The 21,000-nt window shown below is 45.4% G+C and carries 15 protein-coding genes and 1 tRNA gene; 9 read left to right on the top strand and 7 right to left on the bottom strand.

The window, feature by feature from the left end:
- The first annotated feature begins 40 nt into the window (after positions 1-40).
- From DVY93_RS04855 to DVY93_RS04815, 9 genes are all read left to right on the top strand, one after another.
- Positions 41-116, top strand: a tRNA-Arg gene (locus DVY93_RS04855).
- A gap of 338 nt (positions 117-454) precedes the next feature.
- Positions 455-529: a pyrroloquinoline quinone precursor peptide PqqA gene (gene pqqA, locus DVY93_RS04850; RefSeq protein ID WP_075107140.1), complete on the top strand. Its 75-nt coding sequence runs from the start codon at positions 455-457 to the stop codon at positions 527-529.
- A gap of 71 nt (positions 530-600) precedes the next feature.
- Complete coding sequence (gene pqqB, locus DVY93_RS04845) at positions 601-1,512, top strand: pyrroloquinoline quinone biosynthesis protein PqqB (protein ID WP_198333556.1); 912 nt, start codon at positions 601-603, stop codon at positions 1,510-1,512.
- A 21-nt stretch (positions 1,513-1,533) separates the two neighbouring features.
- Positions 1,534-2,292 (top strand): pyrroloquinoline-quinone synthase PqqC, encoded by a 759-nt coding sequence (pqqC, locus tag DVY93_RS04840; protein WP_193004946.1) that lies wholly within the window; start codon positions 1,534-1,536, stop codon positions 2,290-2,292.
- Positions 2,289-2,573, top strand: coding sequence for a pyrroloquinoline quinone biosynthesis peptide chaperone PqqD (gene pqqD, locus DVY93_RS04835; RefSeq protein WP_198333555.1), 285 nt, complete (start codon positions 2,289-2,291; stop codon positions 2,571-2,573). The genes pqqC and pqqD overlap by 4 nt, the downstream gene beginning before the upstream one ends.
- The gene (pqqE, locus tag DVY93_RS04830; RefSeq protein ID WP_230709432.1) at positions 2,570-3,721 is read left to right on the top strand and encodes a pyrroloquinoline quinone biosynthesis protein PqqE; all 1,152 of its coding nucleotides are present in this window, start codon (positions 2,570-2,572) and stop codon (positions 3,719-3,721) included. The genes pqqD and pqqE overlap by 4 nt, the downstream gene beginning before the upstream one ends.
- A 2-nt stretch (positions 3,722-3,723) precedes the next feature.
- Positions 3,724-4,773, top strand: coding sequence for a dipeptidase (locus DVY93_RS04825; protein WP_230709431.1), 1,050 nt, complete (start codon positions 3,724-3,726; stop codon positions 4,771-4,773).
- 341 nt (positions 4,774-5,114) lie between these two features.
- Complete coding sequence (gene ppc / locus DVY93_RS04820; protein WP_230709429.1) at positions 5,115-7,883, top strand: phosphoenolpyruvate carboxylase; 2,769 nt, start codon at positions 5,115-5,117, stop codon at positions 7,881-7,883.
- A 195-nt stretch (positions 7,884-8,078) separates the two neighbouring features.
- Positions 8,079-8,429 (top strand): DUF3817 domain-containing protein, encoded by a 351-nt coding sequence (locus DVY93_RS04815; RefSeq protein WP_230709428.1) that lies wholly within the window; start codon positions 8,079-8,081, stop codon positions 8,427-8,429.
- Between the two features lie 67 nt (positions 8,430-8,496).
- Here DVY93_RS04815 and DVY93_RS04810 read toward each other — a convergent pair whose 3' ends face one another.
- From DVY93_RS04810 to DVY93_RS04780, 7 genes are all read right to left on the bottom strand, one after another.
- Positions 8,497-10,836, bottom strand: coding sequence for a FepA family TonB-dependent siderophore receptor (locus tag DVY93_RS04810; RefSeq protein WP_230709426.1), 2,340 nt, complete (start codon positions 10,834-10,836; stop codon positions 8,497-8,499).
- Positions 10,837-11,363: 527 nt separating this feature from the next.
- Positions 11,364-13,730 carry a TonB-dependent receptor gene (locus tag DVY93_RS04805; RefSeq protein ID WP_230709424.1) on the bottom strand — a complete coding sequence of 789 codons (2,367 nt, stop codon included), beginning with the start codon at positions 13,728-13,730 and terminating at the stop codon, positions 11,364-11,366.
- Positions 13,731-13,963: 233 nt separating this feature from the next.
- Positions 13,964-14,602, bottom strand: coding sequence for an RraA family protein (locus tag DVY93_RS04800; protein WP_230709422.1), 639 nt, complete (start codon positions 14,600-14,602; stop codon positions 13,964-13,966).
- Positions 14,595-16,781: an IucA/IucC family protein gene (locus DVY93_RS04795; protein ID WP_230709420.1), complete on the bottom strand. Its 2,187-nt coding sequence runs from the start codon at positions 16,779-16,781 to the stop codon at positions 14,595-14,597. The genes DVY93_RS04800 and DVY93_RS04795 overlap by 8 nt, the downstream gene beginning before the upstream one ends.
- The gene (locus tag DVY93_RS04790; protein WP_230709418.1) at positions 16,775-18,682 is read right to left on the bottom strand and encodes an IucA/IucC family protein; all 1,908 of its coding nucleotides are present in this window, start codon (positions 18,680-18,682) and stop codon (positions 16,775-16,777) included. The genes DVY93_RS04795 and DVY93_RS04790 overlap by 7 nt, the downstream gene beginning before the upstream one ends.
- Before the next feature lie 173 nt (positions 18,683-18,855).
- The gene (locus tag DVY93_RS04785; protein ID WP_230709416.1) at positions 18,856-20,274 is read right to left on the bottom strand and encodes an MFS transporter; all 1,419 of its coding nucleotides are present in this window, start codon (positions 20,272-20,274) and stop codon (positions 18,856-18,858) included.
- A 91-nt stretch (positions 20,275-20,365) separates the two neighbouring features.
- Entirely contained in the window at positions 20,366-20,971 is a 606-nt protein-coding gene (locus DVY93_RS04780) for a GNAT family N-acetyltransferase (protein WP_230709415.1), read from the bottom strand.
- Positions 20,972-21,000: the final 29 nt, after the last annotated feature.

The raw sequence follows: 21,000 nt of genomic DNA, 5'->3' as shown, positions 1-21,000 counted from the left end.
GCTTTTATGACAGCTTTTTCCTACAATGTCTCTCCATAATGCGCCTATAGCTCAACAGGATAGAGCAGTTGCCTCCTAAGCGACCGATCCGAGTTCGAGTCTTGGTGGGCGCGCCATCAAATATAATTTTAATTACCGATAATCCCTTGTATGCCACGCGCTGCAAGGGTTTTTTGTTTGCCGATAAGCCATGGTAGTTTACGGTATTCACCGATACCACCAAACAGGATACCGTCATTTTGACCATGCCTATCAAACTTCTTACAGATTCTCAGGTGAAAACAGCTAAACCGCCAAGACAGATACAGTTTGAATTTTGCCCTCAGGCTTCATTACTAAAACCTACCAAGTTAACATCTAACAAATTGACATAAAGGGTCAGCTTATACTACCATTGATAATTACTTTCAGTCATCTCAACGATGAATCCATCATATCCTTTTGGAGTAATCCCATGCAATGGACTAAACCTGCTTTTCAAGACATTCGTATCGGTTTCGAAATCACGATGTATTTCGAAGCTCGTTAAAACTTACTAGACCTCAATCCATTAAAAGCCCTAGATGATTAGGGCTTTTATTTTTTTGGAAATATTGATTTATGTATATTCATGTTTTAGGCTCAGCGGCTGGTGGTGGTTTTCCACAGTGGAACTGCAATTGCTATAATTGTCATGGCGTTCGTCAAGGGACGATTGAAGCACAGACTCGTACCCAGTCATCAATCGCCATATCAGAAAATGGCACAGATTGGATTTTATTCAATGCGTCACCGGATATTCGCCAGCAATTATTTGAGTTTAAGGCGGCTCAGCCAGCTCGTGGAGTGAGAGACACAGGGATCACCAATGTGGTCTTGATGGACAGTCAGCTTGACCATACCACAGGGCTATTGACCCTGCGCGAAGGTTGTCCAATTCCTGTGTGGTGTACCGACATGGTCTATCAAGATCTCACGACAGGATTCCCTATTTTTAACATGTTAAAGCATTGGAATGGCGGCCTACAATACAATCAAATTGATCCAAAACAGACATTTAACATTGAAGGCTTCAGCAATTTAGAATTGACCCCTTTGGTAATTAGAAGCTCAGCACCGCCCTACTCGCCGCATCGCAATGATCCGCATGATGGCGATAATATTGCTCTGATTGTGAAAGATTTAAAAACACAAAAACAACTCTTTTATGCGCCGGGATTGGGCAAAATTGACGATGACATTATGCAAATCATGAAAACGTCTGATTGCGTGATGATTGATGGCACTCTATGGACTGACAACGAAATGCAAGAATGCGGTGTCGGCACCAAAACCGGTCAAGACATGGGGCATTTACATATCAGCGGCGAAGACGGCTCGCTCCATTATTTAGATCAACTCGACCATACTCGCAAAATATTGATCCACATCAACAATACCAATCCGATACTCAATGAAAAATCTGAACAAGCTGCCCAGTTAAAACAACATGGGGTTGAAGTAGCTTTTGATGGCATGCAGATTGAATTGTAAGGCGACAGCAAGGTGAAGACGATGCAAGCAGAAAAAACAGCACTTAGCCCAGAAGCATTTGAACAAGCGATTTTGGCGAAAGGTCAGTATTATCATATTTACCATCCCTTTCATATCATGATGCACGAAGGTCAAGCGACGCAGCAGCAAATCCAAGCGTGGGTCGCCAATCGATTTTACTATCAAATCAACATCCCGCTAAAAGATGCGGCTATTATGGCAAATTGCCCCGATCAGCGGGTGCGTCAAGAGTGGATTCAGCGCATGATTGATCAAGATGGGGTATATCCTGATGGCGGGGGCCGTGAAGCGTGGTTAAGTCTGGCAGAAGCGGTTGGTCTGACTCGTGAGCAAGTGATTTCTGAAGAATTGGTGCTACCGGGTGTTCGTTTTGCTGTGGATGCGTATGTGAATTTTGCTCGCCGTACGTCGTGGCGAGAAGCGGCCAGTAGCTCACTGACCGAGCTTTTTGCTCCGCAGATTCATCAATCTCGCTTGGAGTCTTGGCCAAAGCATTATCCTTGGATTAAAGAAGAAGGGTACACCTACTTCCGCTCACGCTTGAGTCAAGCCCGCCGTGATGTTGAGCACGGCCTAACCATCACATTAGACTCATTCAAAACGGTTGAACAACAAGAACGCATGCTTGAGATCCTACAATTTAAACTTGATATTTTATGGACGATTTTGGATGCTTTGAGCTTGGCTTATGTCCATAACCAAGCCCCTTACCAAAGCGTCACGACTGATAATGTCTGGCATAAAGGATTGTTTAAATGAGTTTACCTGATCTAGACCAATCTATCGTACCGGTGTGGCGGCATGGTTATCGCTTTCAGTTTGAGCCGGCGCAAAACGCTTATGTCTTACTGTACCCTGAAGGTATGATCAAACTCAATGACAGTGCCAGCATCATTGGTCAACATATTGATGGTGAAGCATCCATTGCTGATATTATTAAAAAGGTGAAAGCCATGTTTGGTGACATTCCTGAAATCGAGCAAGACATTATCGAGTATATGCTGGTGGCCCAGCGTGAACATTGGATTGAGTTAGAATGACTGCGCCAGTAGGGCTTCCATTATGGCTACTTGCGGAGCTAACCTATCGTTGCCCATTGCAATGCCCTTATTGCTCAAACCCCATTGATTATGCTCAGTATAAGCAGGAGCTGACGACAGAGGAGTGGTTTGATGTGTTTGATCAGGCGCGGCAGATGGGCGCGGTGCAGCTTGGGTTTTCTGGTGGTGAGCCTCTCGTTCGTCAAGACTTAGAAGAACTGGTCGCTTATGCCCATAAACAAGGTTTTTATACCAACTTGATCACTTCAGGTATGGGACTGACTGAGGCTAGAATCGCTAGTCTAAAAGAAGCTGGTCTTCAGCATATTCAGATCAGTTTCCAAGCCAGCGATCCTACAGTCAATAATGCCTTGGCAGGCTCAAAACATGCTTTTGAACAAAAGTATGAGATGTCGCGTTTGGTCAAGCAATACGACTATCCAATGGTGCTTAACTTTGTGATTCATCGGCAAAACATTGATCAGATCGATCAGATAATTGATCTGTGTTTAGAGCTTGAAGCAGACACTGTTGAGCTGGCTATCTGTCAGTTTTATGGTTGGGCATTTGAAAATATCGAAGGTCTATTGCCGACCAAAGCGCAAGTGGTTAGAGCCGAACTCATTACCAATGAGTATCGCAAAAAGATTGAAGAACGTGGGATCAAATGCAAGCTCATTTTTGTAGTGCCTGATTACTACGAAGAGCGCCCAAAACCTTGTATGGATGGTTGGGGCAAGATTTTCTTAACCGTAGCACCCGATGGCACTGCCCTACCTTGCCATGCCGCCAGACAGATGCCTATAGACTTTCCTAATGTAAGACAAACGCCTCTAAAAGACATTTGGTATGACTCTGCCAGCTTCAATCAGTTTCGCGGTGACGACTGGATGCCCGACATGTGCCAAAGCTGCCCAGACAAAGAACGCGATTACGGCGGTTGTCGTTGCCAAGCCTTTATGCTGACGGGCGATGCCAAAAATGCTGATCCTGTGTGTGGCAAATCGCCTTATCACTACTTGATTGAAGAAGCGCGGGCCAACAGCGAAACGCCCGTCCCTTTTGAAGAGTTGCGCTTTAGGAACCCTAAAAATTCTAAACTATTAAGCCAAGAGCAATTGATTCCTACTCGTACGGTAATGGATTAAATATGAATACTCAGCCAGTCATCTTTGATGGACACAATGATCTATTAACCCGCTTGTGGCTGAGCTCAGCAGAAGATCCTGTGCATGATTTTATTTATGGCACGTTACCGGGGCATTTAGATTTAAAGCGCTGCCAAAAAGCGGGATGGATGGGCGGATTGTTTTCTATCTTCTTGCCGCCCTACGCTTATGTTAAAAACAACCATCCTGACAAGTTAGTAAATCCTTCGCACTCAGACTTCACTCCGCAAGAAATCATTGATATTTGCCGTGCCCAGTTAGCGCTTGCACAGCAATTACAGGCGCGCTCAGATGGTCAGATTCAAATTTGTACGTCTATTGCACAAATTCGAGCCTGTCAAAAAAATCAACAATTGGCCATCGTCCTTCACCTTGAAGGTGCTGAATTTTTAGCCATTAAGCCGGAATTGTTGGATGTTTTTTATGAGTCTGGGCTCAGAAGTATCGGTCCGCTTTGGAATAGAAAAAGTCTCTTTGGTGATGGCTTAAATGCGTCCTTTCCGCACTCGCCAGATACAGGCTCTGGTCTCACAAATCAAGGCAAAGACCTTATTTTATCGTGTCGTAACAAGCGTATGCTGATCGATGTATCACATATGAATGAGCGCGCTTTTTGGGATACGCTAGAGATCGCTGATCAGCCTATTGTCGCAACCCACTCCAATGCGCACGCTTTGTGTCAGCAAGCAAGAAATCTGACCGATCGCCAGCTGGCGGCCATCAAACAAAGCGATGGTATGGTTGGGGTAAATTTTGACGTTGCTTTTCTTCGTGCGGATGGACAGCGTAACACGCAAACCTCGCTTGATGTGATTGTCGATCATCTGGCCTATTTGATTGACCATCTAGGTGAAGACCATGTTGGTTTTGGCTCTGATTTTGATGGTTGCCTGTTGCCTGATGATTTGTCTGATATCAGTCGCCTCGAAGTGCTGATTGAGCGCATGCAACAACGGCACTTCTCCGATCAACTCATTGAAAAGGTGACGTCAAAAAATTGGTTTAGTGTTTTGAATAAGATATGGCACTGATCACGTATATGACTCTTCATAAAAAACCGTTTTTCTGAATTAACGAATACTAGTGATATCTGGGTCAGGTAACAGCAGGCGGATAATAATACCACGACTAAAACGTAGATTGACTAAACAACCTTACAGACATTTTAAAACTGACTCAACTTATCTTTATATGAACACATATCTCTTAGCGCCTCATCTATCAGCGCTTTGAGAACAAGTGCCTGTGACGCTTGTTAAATAAGTCGCACATTCCAAAGTGACTTGACTGCGCTTGATAAACTCTCTACTTTATTAATACTCTGCTGCACTAAGAGCCCGTTTATTTATTAATAAGAAAGTTAAGGACGATTATGGATAACAACGTATTACGTGAACGCATTAGCTTGTTAGGGTCATTTCTAGGAGATGCGATTTCTCGTCAGACTGGCGAACAAACGCTTGATACGATTGAGACCCTACGAAAAGGTTTTATCCAGCAGCGCCGCGCGCCTAACGAAGCAAACAAGCAGCAGCTCATTGACTTTATTGCCTCATTAGACAATAAGACCCTAAAAAACGTCATCCGTAGCTTTTCTATCTATTTTTTCTTAGCCAATTTAAGTGAAGAAAACTATTTGCGTGAAGAGCGCCATGCACTACGTATGCAGTCCGATCAAAGCTGGGAAGGCTCGTTTCGTCGCACCTTACTTGAATGCCGCGCGCGCAATGTTGAACCCACTCAAATGCAGGAGCTGATTGATCAGCTAAAATTCATTCCTGTCTTTACCGCGCATCCTACTGAAGCGCGTCGCCGGACAACGATGAATCTATTGCAGAGTTTATTCACGCATAGCGACGCCTTAAACAATCTTGCAGAAGACAGTTTTGCCTACGAGCAAGCGAAAGAAAAAACGGCACAAACGATTGATTTATTGTGGTCCTCGGATGAAGTGCGTACGCGTAAGCCCTTAGTCTATGATGAGATCAATAATGGTCTACACTATTTTAATGCCAGTTTATTCAATGCCATTCCTAAGGTTTACCGTAATATTAAAGACGCCATTGTTGAGGTTTATCCAGAGCTTACCGACTACCCATTACCCGCTTTCATAAGCTTTGGGTCTTGGATCGGTGGCGACAGAGATGGCAATCCTTTTGTCACTCACGACACCACAGAAATGGCCGTATTGATGCATGCAGATACTGTCTTGCGTCACTATCAAGTGTTGATTAAAAAACTGCGCCGCCAGCTGATTCATAGCGATACAATCGTTACGATTGCCCCTGAGGTGTATGCCAAGATCAACCATTACGCCGAACTTGATCAGCGGGTATTTGCTTACAATCTTGATGATTATAGTAACGAGCCTTATCGCCGGTTACTCTCTTTGATTCTTAATAAAGTCAAAGCCACCAATCAACTGATTCAAAGTAAAGGTGATGATCGTGAGGCTAACAAAGACGCCTACGCCAACCCACAAGAACTACTAGAAGACTTACGTATCATCCGTCAAAGTGTGAATACCCACGATACCGCGCATGGCGAAGGCTTATTGCTCGATACGATTCGTTTGGTCAAAACCTGTGGTTTTCATCTAGCGGCGCTCGATATTCGTCAAGAGTCGTCTTATCACAGTGAAGTCATTGCCGATATTTTTGCCAGTGCGTCTAATTTGCCAGACTATCAAACGCTTAATGAAACGGAGCGGCAAGAGTGGCTGACGCGCTTGCTTGAAAGACCCGGCACACCGCTCATCTATAGCGACAACTTGAGCGATAAAACCCGCGAGCAATTGGCGTTGATGAACTCTGTGGCGACCTTACGTCAACTGGTCGGGCAAGATACTTTTGGCAGTTATGTGATTTCGATGACCAACAACGCCAGTCAATTATTTGAGGTGTTGCTACTCATGCGTTTTGCAGGCTTATGCAGCGTTGATGACAAAGGGCAACTGTCCGCTGATTTACCCGTCGCACCCTTGTTTGAAACCATCGAAGACCTTAAAAACATCGATCATATATTACCTGCCGTTTTGGACAACCCGCTGTATCGAGGACTGCTTGCGCACTCAGATAACACCCAAGAAATCATGTTGGGTTATTCAGACTCCTCAAAAGATGGCGGTATCATCACCTCGGCATGGCAACTTTATAGTGCGCAGCAAACCATCAATCGTATCGCGGATGAATATGGCATCAAAACCCGCTTATTCCATGGTCGCGGTGGCTCTGTCAGTCGTGGCGGTGGCTCAACCCATGATGCTATCGCAGCTCAACCAGCGGGTACACTACACGGACAAATTAAAGTCACGGAACAAGGCGAAGTCCTTTATGCCAAATACGCCAACACCGATACCGCTGTATTTGAGCTGACCATGGGTATTACCGGTACGCTTAAAGCATGCTCCTCAAGATTTGTCGTCCAACCACCTGAGTTGCCAACTTATGAGTCACTCTTTGCGCGTTTAGCAGAAGCAGGTGAGCGGCGTTATCGAAAACTTACGGATCACACGGAAGGGTTTTATCAATTCTACTCACAGGTGACCCCAGTACAGGAAATTTCTTTATTAAATATCGGCTCACGCCCAGCCCATCGTAAAAAAGGCTTACCCAGTAAAACGACCTTGCGAGCGATCCCTTGGGTATTTGGGTGGTCATTGGCCCGTTTTACGTTACCTGCTTGGTATGGCGTCGGTAGTGCGCTGCATAGCGTCAAAGAAGACGAAGCATTGATGAAGGAGATGAATGATTGCTGGCCATTTTTTAACGTGTTTATCAGCAATATCGAGATGGCTTTTACCAAATCTGAGATGAGTATTGCTCAGGCCTATAGCCAATTGTGCGACGACGACACGCTACGTGAAAACATCATGGAAGCCGTCATTGATGAACATGAGCTCACCTATTCAGGCCTGAACGCTTTACTGGACCAAAGCTCCTTATTATCTAATCAACAAAATCTTGCCGCGTCACTGCAATGGCGAAACGCGTATTTAGATCCCATTAATTATATACAAATCGAGTTGTTAAAACGTGCCAGACAAGAAGAGACTACAGATAAAGACGGTACTCTTGCCGTTGAAGACCCACTCATCCGTAGTATCAATGCGTTGGCGGCTGGTCTGCGTAATACGGGGTAACGTAAAGAACAGCATATTTATTCACATCATAGTTGACCAAAATCGCCTTATATCCTTACACTTTAGCTTGTACTTTAGAGTGGGGATATAGGGCGATTAATAATAAAGCTCAAATGCGCTTCGCATATCTAGTATCATACCAATATTGACAGCTCACCCCTACGTTATTTACTGATATTACAAGAGGAACATACAGTGTCGCAGGCTACGCCCACTATCGAACCCGCCCTTAATCTGAGCAAAAAACAAAACTCCACATTAAAAACGCTCACGATCATAGGTTACCTAGAAGGCACTTCTTTTCTATTATTACTCTGCATTGCCATGCCCCTAAAATACATGATGGGCATCTCAGAAGCTGTGCAATACATCGGTATGGCACACGGTATATTGTTCATCGCTTACATCATCATACTGATGGTGACGGCCGTTAAAATAAAAACGCCTTACTGGACCATACCCGCAGGCGTACTTGGGTCTTTCTTACCATTTGGCCCATTTATATTTGACCATTTATTAAAAAAGAACCTAAAGAACAATACATAAAAAGGTCTGGGCCTGCTCAAACCTCACCCAGACCTTTTATCCTAAAAAAGCTTGGCAGTACGAGACGTTAAAAATCAACGCTGATATCAAAGATATAATAACGGCCAGGTTCATTAAAAGTACGGGCACCGGCATTTGTACCCGTGCCTTCTCGTTTAATTTGCTTGTCAAATAGATTTTTGATACCCGCCCCCACAGTGATGTCATCCGTCAGTTTATAACGCGTGCTAACGTTAGCGATCGCGTAGGGTTTGCGGTCAAGTTTTAGTGTGTCAAGCGCATCACCCGTAGTCACAGAAACGTCAGGGGCTTCAATGGTGCCATAGTAGCTGACGCCAACATCCGTGTTCCAGCGCGGAGTGATGTCCCAATTGACATTTGAGTTCATGGTAAATTTAGGAATTAAGGATAACGGCTCACCATTGTCTTTACGCTCTGAGCGGATATTACCCGTCAAGTTAGTTGTCCACGAGACCGTATCAGTAACGGGGACTTTTACAAACCCTTCAAGTCCCTCAATGATAGCCTCCCCTTGGTTTTCCCACTGGAAAATCGAGCGATTGGTCGCATTGTCTACAGCCACGCGCTCTATCCCCGCACCTATTCGATTGTCATAAGCATTATGATAGTAAGTCAGGCCCGCGTTAAGCCCAGTACCATCATCGTAGATGAAAGACAGCTCTTTATTCCAAGAAATCTCATTCTCAAGCTCAGCGTTACCCAGTACTTGACAGCCTCGTTGATCAGTAGGTATCCAAGATGGGCAGCCATTACCTCTGGTGTAGTAGATGTAGTTTGGATCGAGCTGATACAGCGCTGGTGCTTTAAAAGCGCGACTGACACCCGCTTTTACCGACCAGTTCGGACTAAAGTCCCAAGTGGTATTAAGACTCGGTGACCAATTGGTACCTGTTTGGCTGTGATAATCAAGACGTACACCAGGCGTGATGTACCAATCAGGCGTAACTTGGTAATTGTCTTCTAAATAAGCACCAACAAGATAAGCGTCTGAAACTGGATCACGCTTAGCTGGATCAGTCTCTGTATCGCCAAACTCAAAGCCTTCCTCAAACACGAAATCAGAAACCAGCGGATTGTCTAGTCTTTCACCACGAAACTCTGTGCCAGCAGTCAGTGTATGACGATCAAAATAAATATCCCACTCTGATTTAGCGTTTAGCGTGTCATAAGTGGCTTCTGTCCAGACATACTCTCCTGCCTCAGATGGCAAAATTTGACCTTCATAACGACCAGCAGCACCTTCGTTTAGACGCTCATTAATGGTACGCGTATACTCTAGGTAGCTGTTACTACTGGTGTTATCATATTCACCGCGGTGAGTGAATGCAGCTCCATAGCGCTCCATTTTATTGGTTTCTTGGCCTGCCAAGGTGTTGACCAATTCCTCATCCACCGTTTGAAACTGCGAATCACCTGTCCAGCGGTTACTTTGATTACTATAATGTACCTCAAAGCCGACGGTATTCATTGCATCCATGGCGTATTCAAAAAGCTGACGAGCGTCTATATTTTCGACACCTTCACGGCCTGCTGCAACAGAGGCCGCTGGTCCATCACGACCATCCACAATCTGAGCCTCTTCCTCATTAATATAAGGGTCATCCCCTTCACTGTCATGATATCCAAGCGTCGTACGAAAAGACAGCTTGTCCGTCAACGGGCCGGCCATATTGATGTTAGTACGCCAATCCTTGCCTTCAAGGTCACTTTCTGGCATTTCATAATGTCCAGTCACAGAAAACTCTTTTTTATTGGGAGACTTGGTGATGATATTCACCACCCCGCCCATACTACCAGAGCCATAACGAGCTGCAGCCGGACCACGCAACACTTCGATGCGCTCAATGGCGCTTGGTGGTACCCACTGTGAGTCACCACGAGTGTCTTGCTCGCTGGCACGACCAGGACGCACAGCATTACGGGATGTGACGGGACGACCATCGATTAAAATAAGTGTGTTATTTGGTCCCATCCCGCGCAGATCAATTTGACGCTGGTTGCCCCGCTGACCTGAAGTAGACGTTCCTGAAAGATTCGCACCCGGCATTTTACGTACGATTTCTGCGACATCATTAGACAGTAATGATTTTTCGATCGCCTCTTCACTGATAATGGACAAACCAGCAGCCTGCACCAGCTCATCTCTCGCCGCACGGACGACAATCGTGTCCAGCTCAACGCTTGGCATGGATTGTTCTTCGGCAACCTCTTGTGCTGCTATTTGTTGCGGTGTAAGACGCTCATTACTCTCAGCAGCAAACGCAGTCGTACTAAAAATAGACGCAATGGCGATGCTTAGCAAGGCCTGATTGGTTGCTAAACCGCGTTGCGGCTTGCGTGAATAAACACACGTTTTATCGGTAGAAGCATTTGAAAACATTGGCATAAATAACAATCCTAAAAGTACTTAGTTTTATCAAGACCTTTTAGCTTGTTTGATAAAAGGATGCTCACATGCCATAACGCCCATTTGTTACATCAGTATGAGGACAGATGAACAAAGCGCATGAATCTTAAGACATGGCACATAAGTAAAGTTGGCGCTTTAGCAGACTAAACGGACTTTTTACCCTTTCAATGACACAAGCTAAACGACTAAAGTATGAATACAGCCCACCACCTGACAAGAGCTTGCGCAAAGCAATATCCACTGTCTGGTGTTAAAGAACGTACACTCTAGCAACATTATAAATATAATACAAATAATAATGATAATTATTAACATTTACATTTGTAATAAAAATATAGTAGCGACAAACGTGGGGGTGCTCAAAGCTAAAGCCGCTAACAGGTAGCGGCTAACAACGATACTCTTAGGGCTATAGCTCGGCAGTTAATCTAGGGCTAGGAGCGTACGCGGCGAACTTCCTACGTTAGTCGATAAGTAGTTACTCAATAAGTATTTGCGACCTCTTAGTAATCCACCGTATAGCTCAGGCCATACGTGGTACCTGTGGCGGGTAGACGGTTCATATCGCCAAACGTGGTTTGATGATAGACCGTTTGATAGTCTTTATTGAGTACATTATAAACGCCATAACCGACACGGCCGACAGGCATTTTTACTTGACCCAATACATCTAACGTCATGTAACCTGTGACGGGTTGCGCACTTGTATTAGGGTCTTTTTGTTGGTCTTTAAAGGCTCTATCATCGCCGCCAATTGCCAACGCTTGCAAGCGGATATTGCTGCCTTCATCAAAGTTATATTGTGCAAATGCCGTGCCTTTGAGTGGGGTCAAGCGCACCGCATCCAGCTCAAGCCAATCGCCGTCTTTCTTATACTGACCACGCGTATAAGCCACGCTACCGCCTACTTGCCAGTTATCGCTGATATCCTGAGTGAGCGAGCCTTCTACGCCATAGACACGCTCATCGGTATCGACTACTTCTACGGTATAGTCGTTGGTAAACTGAACGGTTTTATCTGAAGTGTTATAAAAACCCGTTACTCTAGCTGACGTATCACCGCGCTTACCTTCCCAGCCTAAGTCGTAGTTATTAATGGCGATTGGCTGCACGTTGTCCGAGTTCACCACAAAACCTGCCCGCACATCACGTAGGGCACGCTGTATGTCAGCGGTCGTGAAGCCTTGTGAGAAATTAGCAAATATCTGATCGTTCGGTGTTAGCTGATAACTGCTGCCGATATTAAACAAGGTTTTGTCATGGTCAGTATCACCCTTTGCTACTTCACCGGCCTGATAGTCAATGCCATACTGCTTGCTCACACCAATGATACGAGGATCGTTAAAGTATTCGTCTAACAGTTGCTCATAAATCGGGATAAAGGCATCCGTTTTTGATTTGAGCTTTTGATAGCGCACACCAGCACTAGCATGCCATTTATCCGTCATATCTATATCCGCATTGACAAACGCGCCAATCTTATCGATGGTGGTCTCTGGCCCAGCATTGTAAGTCTTGCCGTTAGACACAGCGGTCAGACCATTACTGGCGATGAACTGGTTTAAGTCTTGCCCATAGTAGGTTTGTTCGCTGTTTTCACGCTCAAAATCCGCACCATAGCTCAACAGTGTGTGTTTGCCACCAAGCTCTGTGTCCGTCTGCATCGCTGCACGTAAACCCATTACTTCGATATCGGCTTCTGACTGCATCACGTAAGTTGCAGCGCCTAGGAGCTTGCCTAACGTGTCTTCATCGGTTAGGCCGTTTGTCTGCCAGACTTCAGAGGCTTGTTTATCAGCAGTTTTGCCAGAAGGATAAAAACGGCCTTTTTCATCACGGTAGTAACCCGTAATGCTTAGGTTAGAACCAGCAACGTCGTCATTGTTATAATTGAGGTTTACTGAGGTCTTGGTGGTATAAGGCTGATTTTCGATATGCGCACCATCGATCGCTTTTAATGAGGGAGGTGCTGCATCAGGATCTAACAATACTTGTAAATTTTTACCATAATCTGGACCATAGTCGGTATCTTGCTCATCGTTATAATAAGTCACCGCCAGATTCACGCTTTGGCTGTCATCGATGTCCATACCCAAGTTGGCATTGACACTTAATGACTCTGTATCTTGCTGATCGGTCTGATAGACATCTGGGCCGATACGGTCGCCGTGGCTGTCGAACTTGCCGCCTTTATTGTCATAGTCCACATCTAGACGGCCATAGACGCGCTCGCCGCCATAACCCAAGCTCTGTCCCACATGATAACCAAGGGAATCTGATTCAAATTCACGACTACTATCAATCCCTAAGCGGGTTTGACCCGTAAAACCCATCCCTGCCGCTGACTTAGTCACTAGATTGATCAGCCCGCCTGCCGCGCCTGCACCATAAATACTCGTGGCACCAGACAACACCTCTACTCGCTCAAGCTGGGCTGGGTCAATACTGTTTAGCTCTCGCGACAAGCTGCGTGATCCTGATAAAGGCACACCGTTCAGCAAATACTGGACTGGACGGCCACGCATGGTCGTACCATAGTTACTGGTTGAGCCACTACTGGCACCCAAACTCGGAATCAGCTGAGCCAATATATCGCCTGTCGTACGGTTGCCTGTGGCCTGCTCTCGAATATCTTCTTCACCAATCACTTGGGTAACCGCTGGCATCTCACTGATTTTTTGTGCCAATGCTGTCCCTGTTTTGGCTTTGGCTGTGACCGTAATAGTATCTAAAGTCACGTTTGGTACCTCACTGGCTACCGAGTTTTCGGCCGTGCCTGTCATTGGGGTAGTGACGTTGGTTTGCGCATATAACTGCTGACTAATACATAAAGTAAGAACGGATAGAGCAACTTGATGATGGCTTTTCATTGTCATTTCACTTATTTGAAGAGTAACTGAAAGATGGAGAAATATCGGTGCTATGTTTAAATTTTCTTGCAGAGCGTACTAATTTTGTGAATGGTATTGTAAATGATAATTATTAACACTTCTATACCTATTTACAAATTCAAAGGTTACTGGGTCCTACATAACAGATAAGTGCGTCAGAAAGAGGCATCACCAGCTCTATTGACATACTCATCTGCCCTACCTACCTGTGACTAAAACAATAAGTCCAGCTGATTGTTTTTATAAGCGTCAAAAAATAGCCGGAATTTTGTCTCATCTTGCTGATGCTTGTCTTGGCAATCATGCAATAACTGCTGAGCAACTTCTAGCGGCAATACAAACACCCCGTCATTATCCATAATAGCAATGTCGCCTGAGCGAATAAGGGAGCTTTGCGCGCCAAAACGATAGCGGATGTCAGCTCCCAACACGCCTTTTGCTTCATGACTCTTGAACGTAGTGACCGCGCTCACGCCTTGAGCAAACACAGGAAAACCCAGTTGCTGAATTTGTAATGAATCGGTTGCCTGTCCAATGACAATGACGCCTGCAAGCTTTTCATAAATAGCAGCGCAAGTACGCAACGCGCCCCAGCACGCTTTGATACCTAATACTTGCGCATCAATACACAAGACGTCATTAGGCTGCGCTTGGATCAGTGCTTGATTGATTACTTCTGTGTTATCGGAGTTCAAAATCACTGTCACGACTTTTCCAGCGACCGTGTGCGTACAAGAAGATAGCGCTTTGATGTCTGGTAAATACCCCACCTCGGTCAAATGACCAATCGTGGATGTGGCTATTCCTGTATAGTTTTCTATAAGCGTATCAATAATATCGATGTCATCCATTGCTTTTTATCTCTCCATCCTGTCGTATTAAATCCACCATAAGGTTTGCTTCGATGTTTTTTGCTCTAAAAAAAGGATTGATGGTTCTGCTCTCCCCTGCTGGCATACTGCCATGAGGATCGTCACCGCGCTCAATGACGGGCAATAGCAAGGTTTTATGCGGATAGTATGGATTGGTCAGTAGCTGCTCACGGATAAACTGCGATTGATCGGCATCAAAGTCAATACATGCCAGCGCGTTCTCAATACTGCTCATTGCCTCAAGCCACAACACTTTTTCACTAAGATCATAATGTTCAGACAGCGCTTCAATGATGGCGCGGATATTGACCAATATACCCAAAGACTGTAAATAAAATATCAGCGCTTGCGAGGTCTCTCGGTACAGTCGGTTTGTAAAATTGGGCGGGCTTACATACTCAGGATCTGCGATCTGATGACGCGCAAGCCACGGTAAGTAAATGCGTAACGAATCGTGATCGCGCAGCAATAAACTGGTGAAACGATGGTTTTTGCTGACCATCACTATATTCTGTCCATGCATCTCTGGCGCAAGCCCCAAACGTAAGCAGCGCAGCATGGTACCCAAAAACACATCGCACAGATTTTGGAAGCACTCAATAGCCGCAGATTTTATATCCTCTAATTTCATGGAGGCTGATTGATAGCCTGAATACTTTGCTTGAATCATCTCATCAAAGGGATGATGACTGACGCCTTCTTTATAGACCAACATACCTAGGCTTGCCATAGGCATCAGGCGGACTTGATCATTGCACAAATCAGCAGGCAAACTTCTGAGCATCGCGCCCAGATGCGTGGGTTTTTCTTGATAAAAATAATGATTGGTCGAGCACTTGTTATGTAGATGCATGGGCGACATATAGCCCCACCAAACACGCTCATCCCACAGCCGCAGTGTCTCTGATAATGTGCCATCTATCTGTCTTGCCTGCATCAAAATGGCTTGGTTTTTTTCACCATTAATCAGTTTTAGGGCTGGCAAATAGCGTTTGGAGTTTAAGGCATACACCCCTATCGGCAGCTTGACACTATGCGGTGTATCGGCACTCAATAACATACTACGCATGGAGGCGCTGGCATAAGTGGTTGGCGCATTAAAGATTAATTTGACAATCGTGCCATCTGCCAAATCCTTGGCATAGCTATCAGCGTAACCATCAGCATCATTATTAAAGGAAGAATGACCAAAAGAACCATTGCCAGAAGCATCCTCAATCACCTGAGTCAACTGCCACGGATGTACAGGTAGCGCCACATACGTATCGCTCAAATGACGCTCCGCCATCTCCTCTGCCAGACGTCTCTGCTGTGCTTTATCTAATAAATACGCCGCTGGATTCTGTCTGTTGATGTCCTCTACCTGATCCGCCACCATGAGGTGAGTTTTGGCAACTGCTACCCATGCCAACGCAATGGGCTGATGAAACTCTGCCATGTAGCGCTCATACTCTATGGCGGTAAAACCCAGTTTGCCCTTTGCCAATGGATGAAAAGGCCGATCCATTAATGAGCCCCATTGCTCGGCGGCGATTAGCGTTTGATACCAATGCGGTTGACCATAAACCGTCGTGGTGATGTCAGCACGAGCAGACTGGGTCTTGGCAACTAAGGACGCTTGCAAGCTCTCTTTTAGCTTTATAATACCGGTCTCACTCAAAGATGCGCGATCCATAGCAGACAGTAAAATATCCAGAAGCGTCTCTACGGTTTCTACGATCTCTAGTGGTTTAAACGAATGATCGTTGGAACCATCGCTATTAAGCCCAGAGTCGTTGAGATGAGGCGTATTTTGTTGGCGGTATAAAACGGGCAAGCATGATTTATGTAATCGCCATGCCGCCGTATACCCCGACTCTACCAGTAACAGTAAGCGGTCATCTTTACTCGTCTGAATCACCAATAGCGGGTTATTTTGAGCAAAACACGTTTGATAAGCGCTTGGTAATGATGCCAAACACTGCTGCCATTTTTGGCTGGCTAGATAGTCAATCGTCGTCGTCACCTCAATCAGTGGATCTTTTATCCATTGCTCAAGTAAAACGCACTCGATCAGATACGTAATCAACGCGCTTTGTATCCTTGCCACGTCTGGTTTGATATTTGGATGATCCGTCTGAACCGGAAATAAAGTTGGCACTGTCTCCATGTTTAACATGGCATCTGTACTCGGCTTTTGGCTAATGGGTTGTTGATGTATTTGATTGGAAATACTTGATCGCCGAACAAGCGACGCTTCGCCAAAGACTCAATGCGCGTTTGCGGAGCGAAAACATCAAACAGCGCAAACCTTGCTTTATGCTCTGGGTGACGAGACTGGTACTCTGTGACGCAGTCAGACACCTGTTGCCAAAACTCGGCCTCAGGATAGTGATAATGGGTTTGCATAAAGGTAGCAATGTCCGCAAATGCTACAAAAAACAAGCAAGCTACCGTCATGTCTCGAATACCATCGGTGTTATCTGTTTCGATAAAGGAGCCACGATTGAGCGCGGCATGAGCGGCAGGCAAGCTATAAAAATTGGGAATTAAATCTTGGCGGGTCAGATGTTTTGGAGAATAACGAACGCCGTCATGCAAATCTTTTAATAAGATTTTTACGGGGAAGCCCGCTTCATGGACCAGTACGATATTTTGCGCATGACACTCCAAAGCGACACCATGACCAAACAAGAGGTGCAGTACCGGTGCCACCGTTACTTTGATAAGCTGGGCAGTCCAAGCCTCAGCGCCGTACTTTTTAATCCAAGGATCAATGAGTATCGAGCCGTCCGTATGGATATAACTGACCCCATTTAAAGGAAAGGCCGTTTGACTGGTCGATAGATATTGGCTCACGTTTTCACGCCAAATCGCGCCCAGTCCACCATAGATATGTGGGTGCTGGTAGCCACGTTGTTGTAGCATCTCATGATCTAGACTGACACCCACTGTCTCACCCAAAAAGGCGATTTGTAGCGCCTGCGCTGCCCCATCTTCTGCCACCAATTGATTCAGCCATTGGGTCACGACCGCGGCGTTCATCACTGTGTGCTTGGCTAAGATACGAGTGCTTGAGGTATTCATCAGATGCATACTGAGTTTTAAATAAGCTTTATCTGCTTGCAACATAGACAAGGAACGAATCGACTGCTGGGCGCGGTATTGGTTGCCCGTACCGCCCAGATAGATGACTTCTTGTGTCTCAATGAGTGGTTGTAGCGCTAAAATTAAGGTGTTTTGCCATTGCCAAGGATGTGCGGGTATCAAACCATAAGCGGTAGCCGTAGTGGCTTCGTTTTCATTTTGCTCACTCGTGGTCGCAAGGATATGGGTTAACTTGTCATGTAACGCGGCAAAATTATCCGCGCCTACATAGTCTTTAATCCACTCGTCGACATCAATATCAATAGCGGTATTGCTGACCAACAGATCCTTTTTGACCGCCAACCAAACCACCTCGATATTTTGATCAAACTCTGGCCCATAGTCATAATTGTCTTGTAAATCAAAGCCGATACGCGACTTAAAACAAGGATGATATGGATGCCCCGCCATCAAATAGCCTTCGAGTTGCTCGTAAGTGAGCGTATCAACAGCAGTTGCCATATTTGGTACTGATAAATTAAGCGACAGTCGCTGCACTTGGGTTTCATTGATTAAAGTGTGACGCAGCTCTTTGATAAAACTGTCTTTTAACGCAGCATCTTCTATTTTTAACAAAATATCACTAATGACATTCTCAAGCGTGGCATTGTAAGCCTTGCCAGCGATGATGCGCTGTACGTTGCAATCATTAAAACGAATAATCTCAAAGCTATAATGGATATAACCTTGAGCCTGATAATGGATATTATCAGCGGCCTTGATGGTAAAGTCTAAGAGGACGGCGTCACTGCTCGATGCCGCACTCTCATATTCAAACTCAATGATGTTTTCATACAGCAGTGCTTGTAGGAGTTGTTTGATCACGCGTTGTTCTACGCGCTGCATGATCTTATGATCGATTGGCGCTTGCCACGGCGCAGTCACGTCAATAGTTTGGCGATGACTTTTATGGTCTATTTGATGATTTTTCATAGTTCACTACCCTCTCTTAAAACTAAAAAAATAAGCGGTTGAATTAAGTAGATATGATTAATAAATTTTAAAGCGAATGATAATTATTTACGTTTTTTGTTTAAAAAAACGCCTTAGTTTGGTTTGTTTGATGGACTGGTCGAGCAGGGTTTGTTGAGCGTTCGATCATTCATTCAGACAGCTTTGGGTAATCGCCGCGCTGAAAAGATGGTCAAAAACAAAATCACAGCCAGCATAACAAACACTTCTTGAATAGCCGTGCCAACGCTTTGTGTACTACCCGTCGCTAACAACTGGGCCCCGCGCCCTGCCACGTAGACCGTCACCAACGTTATAAAAATAGTAGAAACGATTCGGCGACTGATGTTGTTGAGCGCCGCACCTTCTGTCACCACCTCTTTGGCTAAGCTACTAAAACCAACCGTGGTGGTGGGTAAATAGGCCAATCCCACCCCCACCCCTTGTAAACTCATGATGAATATCAATAACCAAAGCGTTGGCTGATACAAGCACCATGCCAGCAGCAGCATGGACGACGCACTAAGGGTGATGCCCAACATCCCTATGTCTCTAGCGCCGTGCTTATCCACTCGCTTGCCTGCAAAATGCGTGGTGATACTAGACATCAGCGTCGCAGTCATCAAAATCACGCCAGTCCATAAGGCACTCTCGCCCATGACCTCTTGAACTAAAATAGGCAATAACAACAAACCCACCATCAGACCCAAGGTTTGCGTCACGCTGATAATCGTACTGTGCAGATACACGGTATTGCTAAACAAGCGTACGTTCAATAATGGCTGACTCTGACGGCGCTCATACGCCCACCAAACCATAAAAGATATCAAGAACATGGCAGCAATCAGGCTGGTCTCAATCACGCTTATAGGGCTGTTATGAAAATCTGTTTTGAGCGTGCTCAGCCATGTCATCAAAGCCAGCAGCCAAACCAATAAGCTGACAAACCCTATCACATCAAAAGTCTTATCAACCTTGGACGAGCCGATATTTGGTAAAAACTGCCAAACCATCAGAGTGACCACCGCACTTAGCGGTAGCGTCACAGCAAACAACGTCCACCATGTAAATTGCTCAACCAAGTAAGCACCCACTAACGGACCAAATGCCAGCGACATCATAATAACGATGCCCCACAGCGCCATCACTCTACCGTGTCTATGCTGCGGATAAATCTGGTAGAGCATGCCGATAGACAGCGGAATCGTCAGACCCCCACTCAGCCCTTGTATAGCGCGCGCTACAATCACCATCGTCATGGAGGGCGCACACATACCAATCACTGAACCCAGCATAAACCCAATGATTGCGGTTAAATAAACCGGCTTAAACGCAAATTTTTTATGCAAATAGCCGCTGAGCATTAACCCCACGCTCATAGACAGCACATAAGCATTCAGTACCCAGCCGCCCATCACAATATCGACGTCGAACACCGACATAAAGATGGGAATAGCAGGATTGAGGGCACTATTACTAAAGCTGATGACTGTACCGCCAAGCAATAGTGTCAGCAGCACCTGTTGACGCGACTTACCTGTCAGTTCCTGACTGCTGTTAAGAGATGCCATCATTTATATCATTGACCAGTAAGGGCGTGACCAGCACTGCCGTACTGCCAAGCGTTGTAAAAAGTGATAGACTTAGGGAGCGTAAAAATTTCATTTATGAAGCAACGGCACCATAAAAGTTAAGATAGCCTCTCGATTCAAAAAACTCATCACGATGACAAAAGTAAAGCGATGCCTTTTTTTCAGGCATGTCGATCAGTCGTTGTACGTGATAGGCAAAACCATCGGCCACCCATTTATACACCTCAACCTTGCTATCCGGCTCGACCACTATTTTTTTGGCATCGGTATGCTCAAAGATAAACTTACTGATCATCATCCCTGTTGGTTTCAAATAACCTTTGCCCACGACAGCAGGATCACCCAATAAAATATGCCAGCCCATATCAGTGTCTTTGGCTTTATAATAATAAGACAGTCGATCACGAGCGGTTTCATAAATCTCCGTATAACCAATAGGCACGCCCTCGCAAAGTATGATGTAGAGACGCTGGTGGTCATCGGCCAGCATTTTCTCAAAATGTACGCGCAGCTGCGGCATAGGCAGATGCAATTGCCACTGATCGACCACGTGCTCAGCGTGCATCCATTTATAGAGCATTGGCATGTCTTCAGGATATTTAACCGCTCGTAGCCCAAACGCCTTACCATAAGCCTCTACGGCAAAGGTGGCTGGCAGATTTTGTGTGATGGTCGGCATGGATGGTTCCTTATTGTGTGGTTTAGAGG

This window comes from Psychrobacter sp. CCUG 69069 (genome assembly GCF_021023115.1).
GTDB classification, from domain to species: Bacteria; Pseudomonadota; Gammaproteobacteria; order Pseudomonadales; family Moraxellaceae; genus Psychrobacter; species Psychrobacter namhaensis.
Note: the sequence above shows the minus strand (reverse complement) of the source record. Positions and strands in the feature narration are given on the sequence as shown.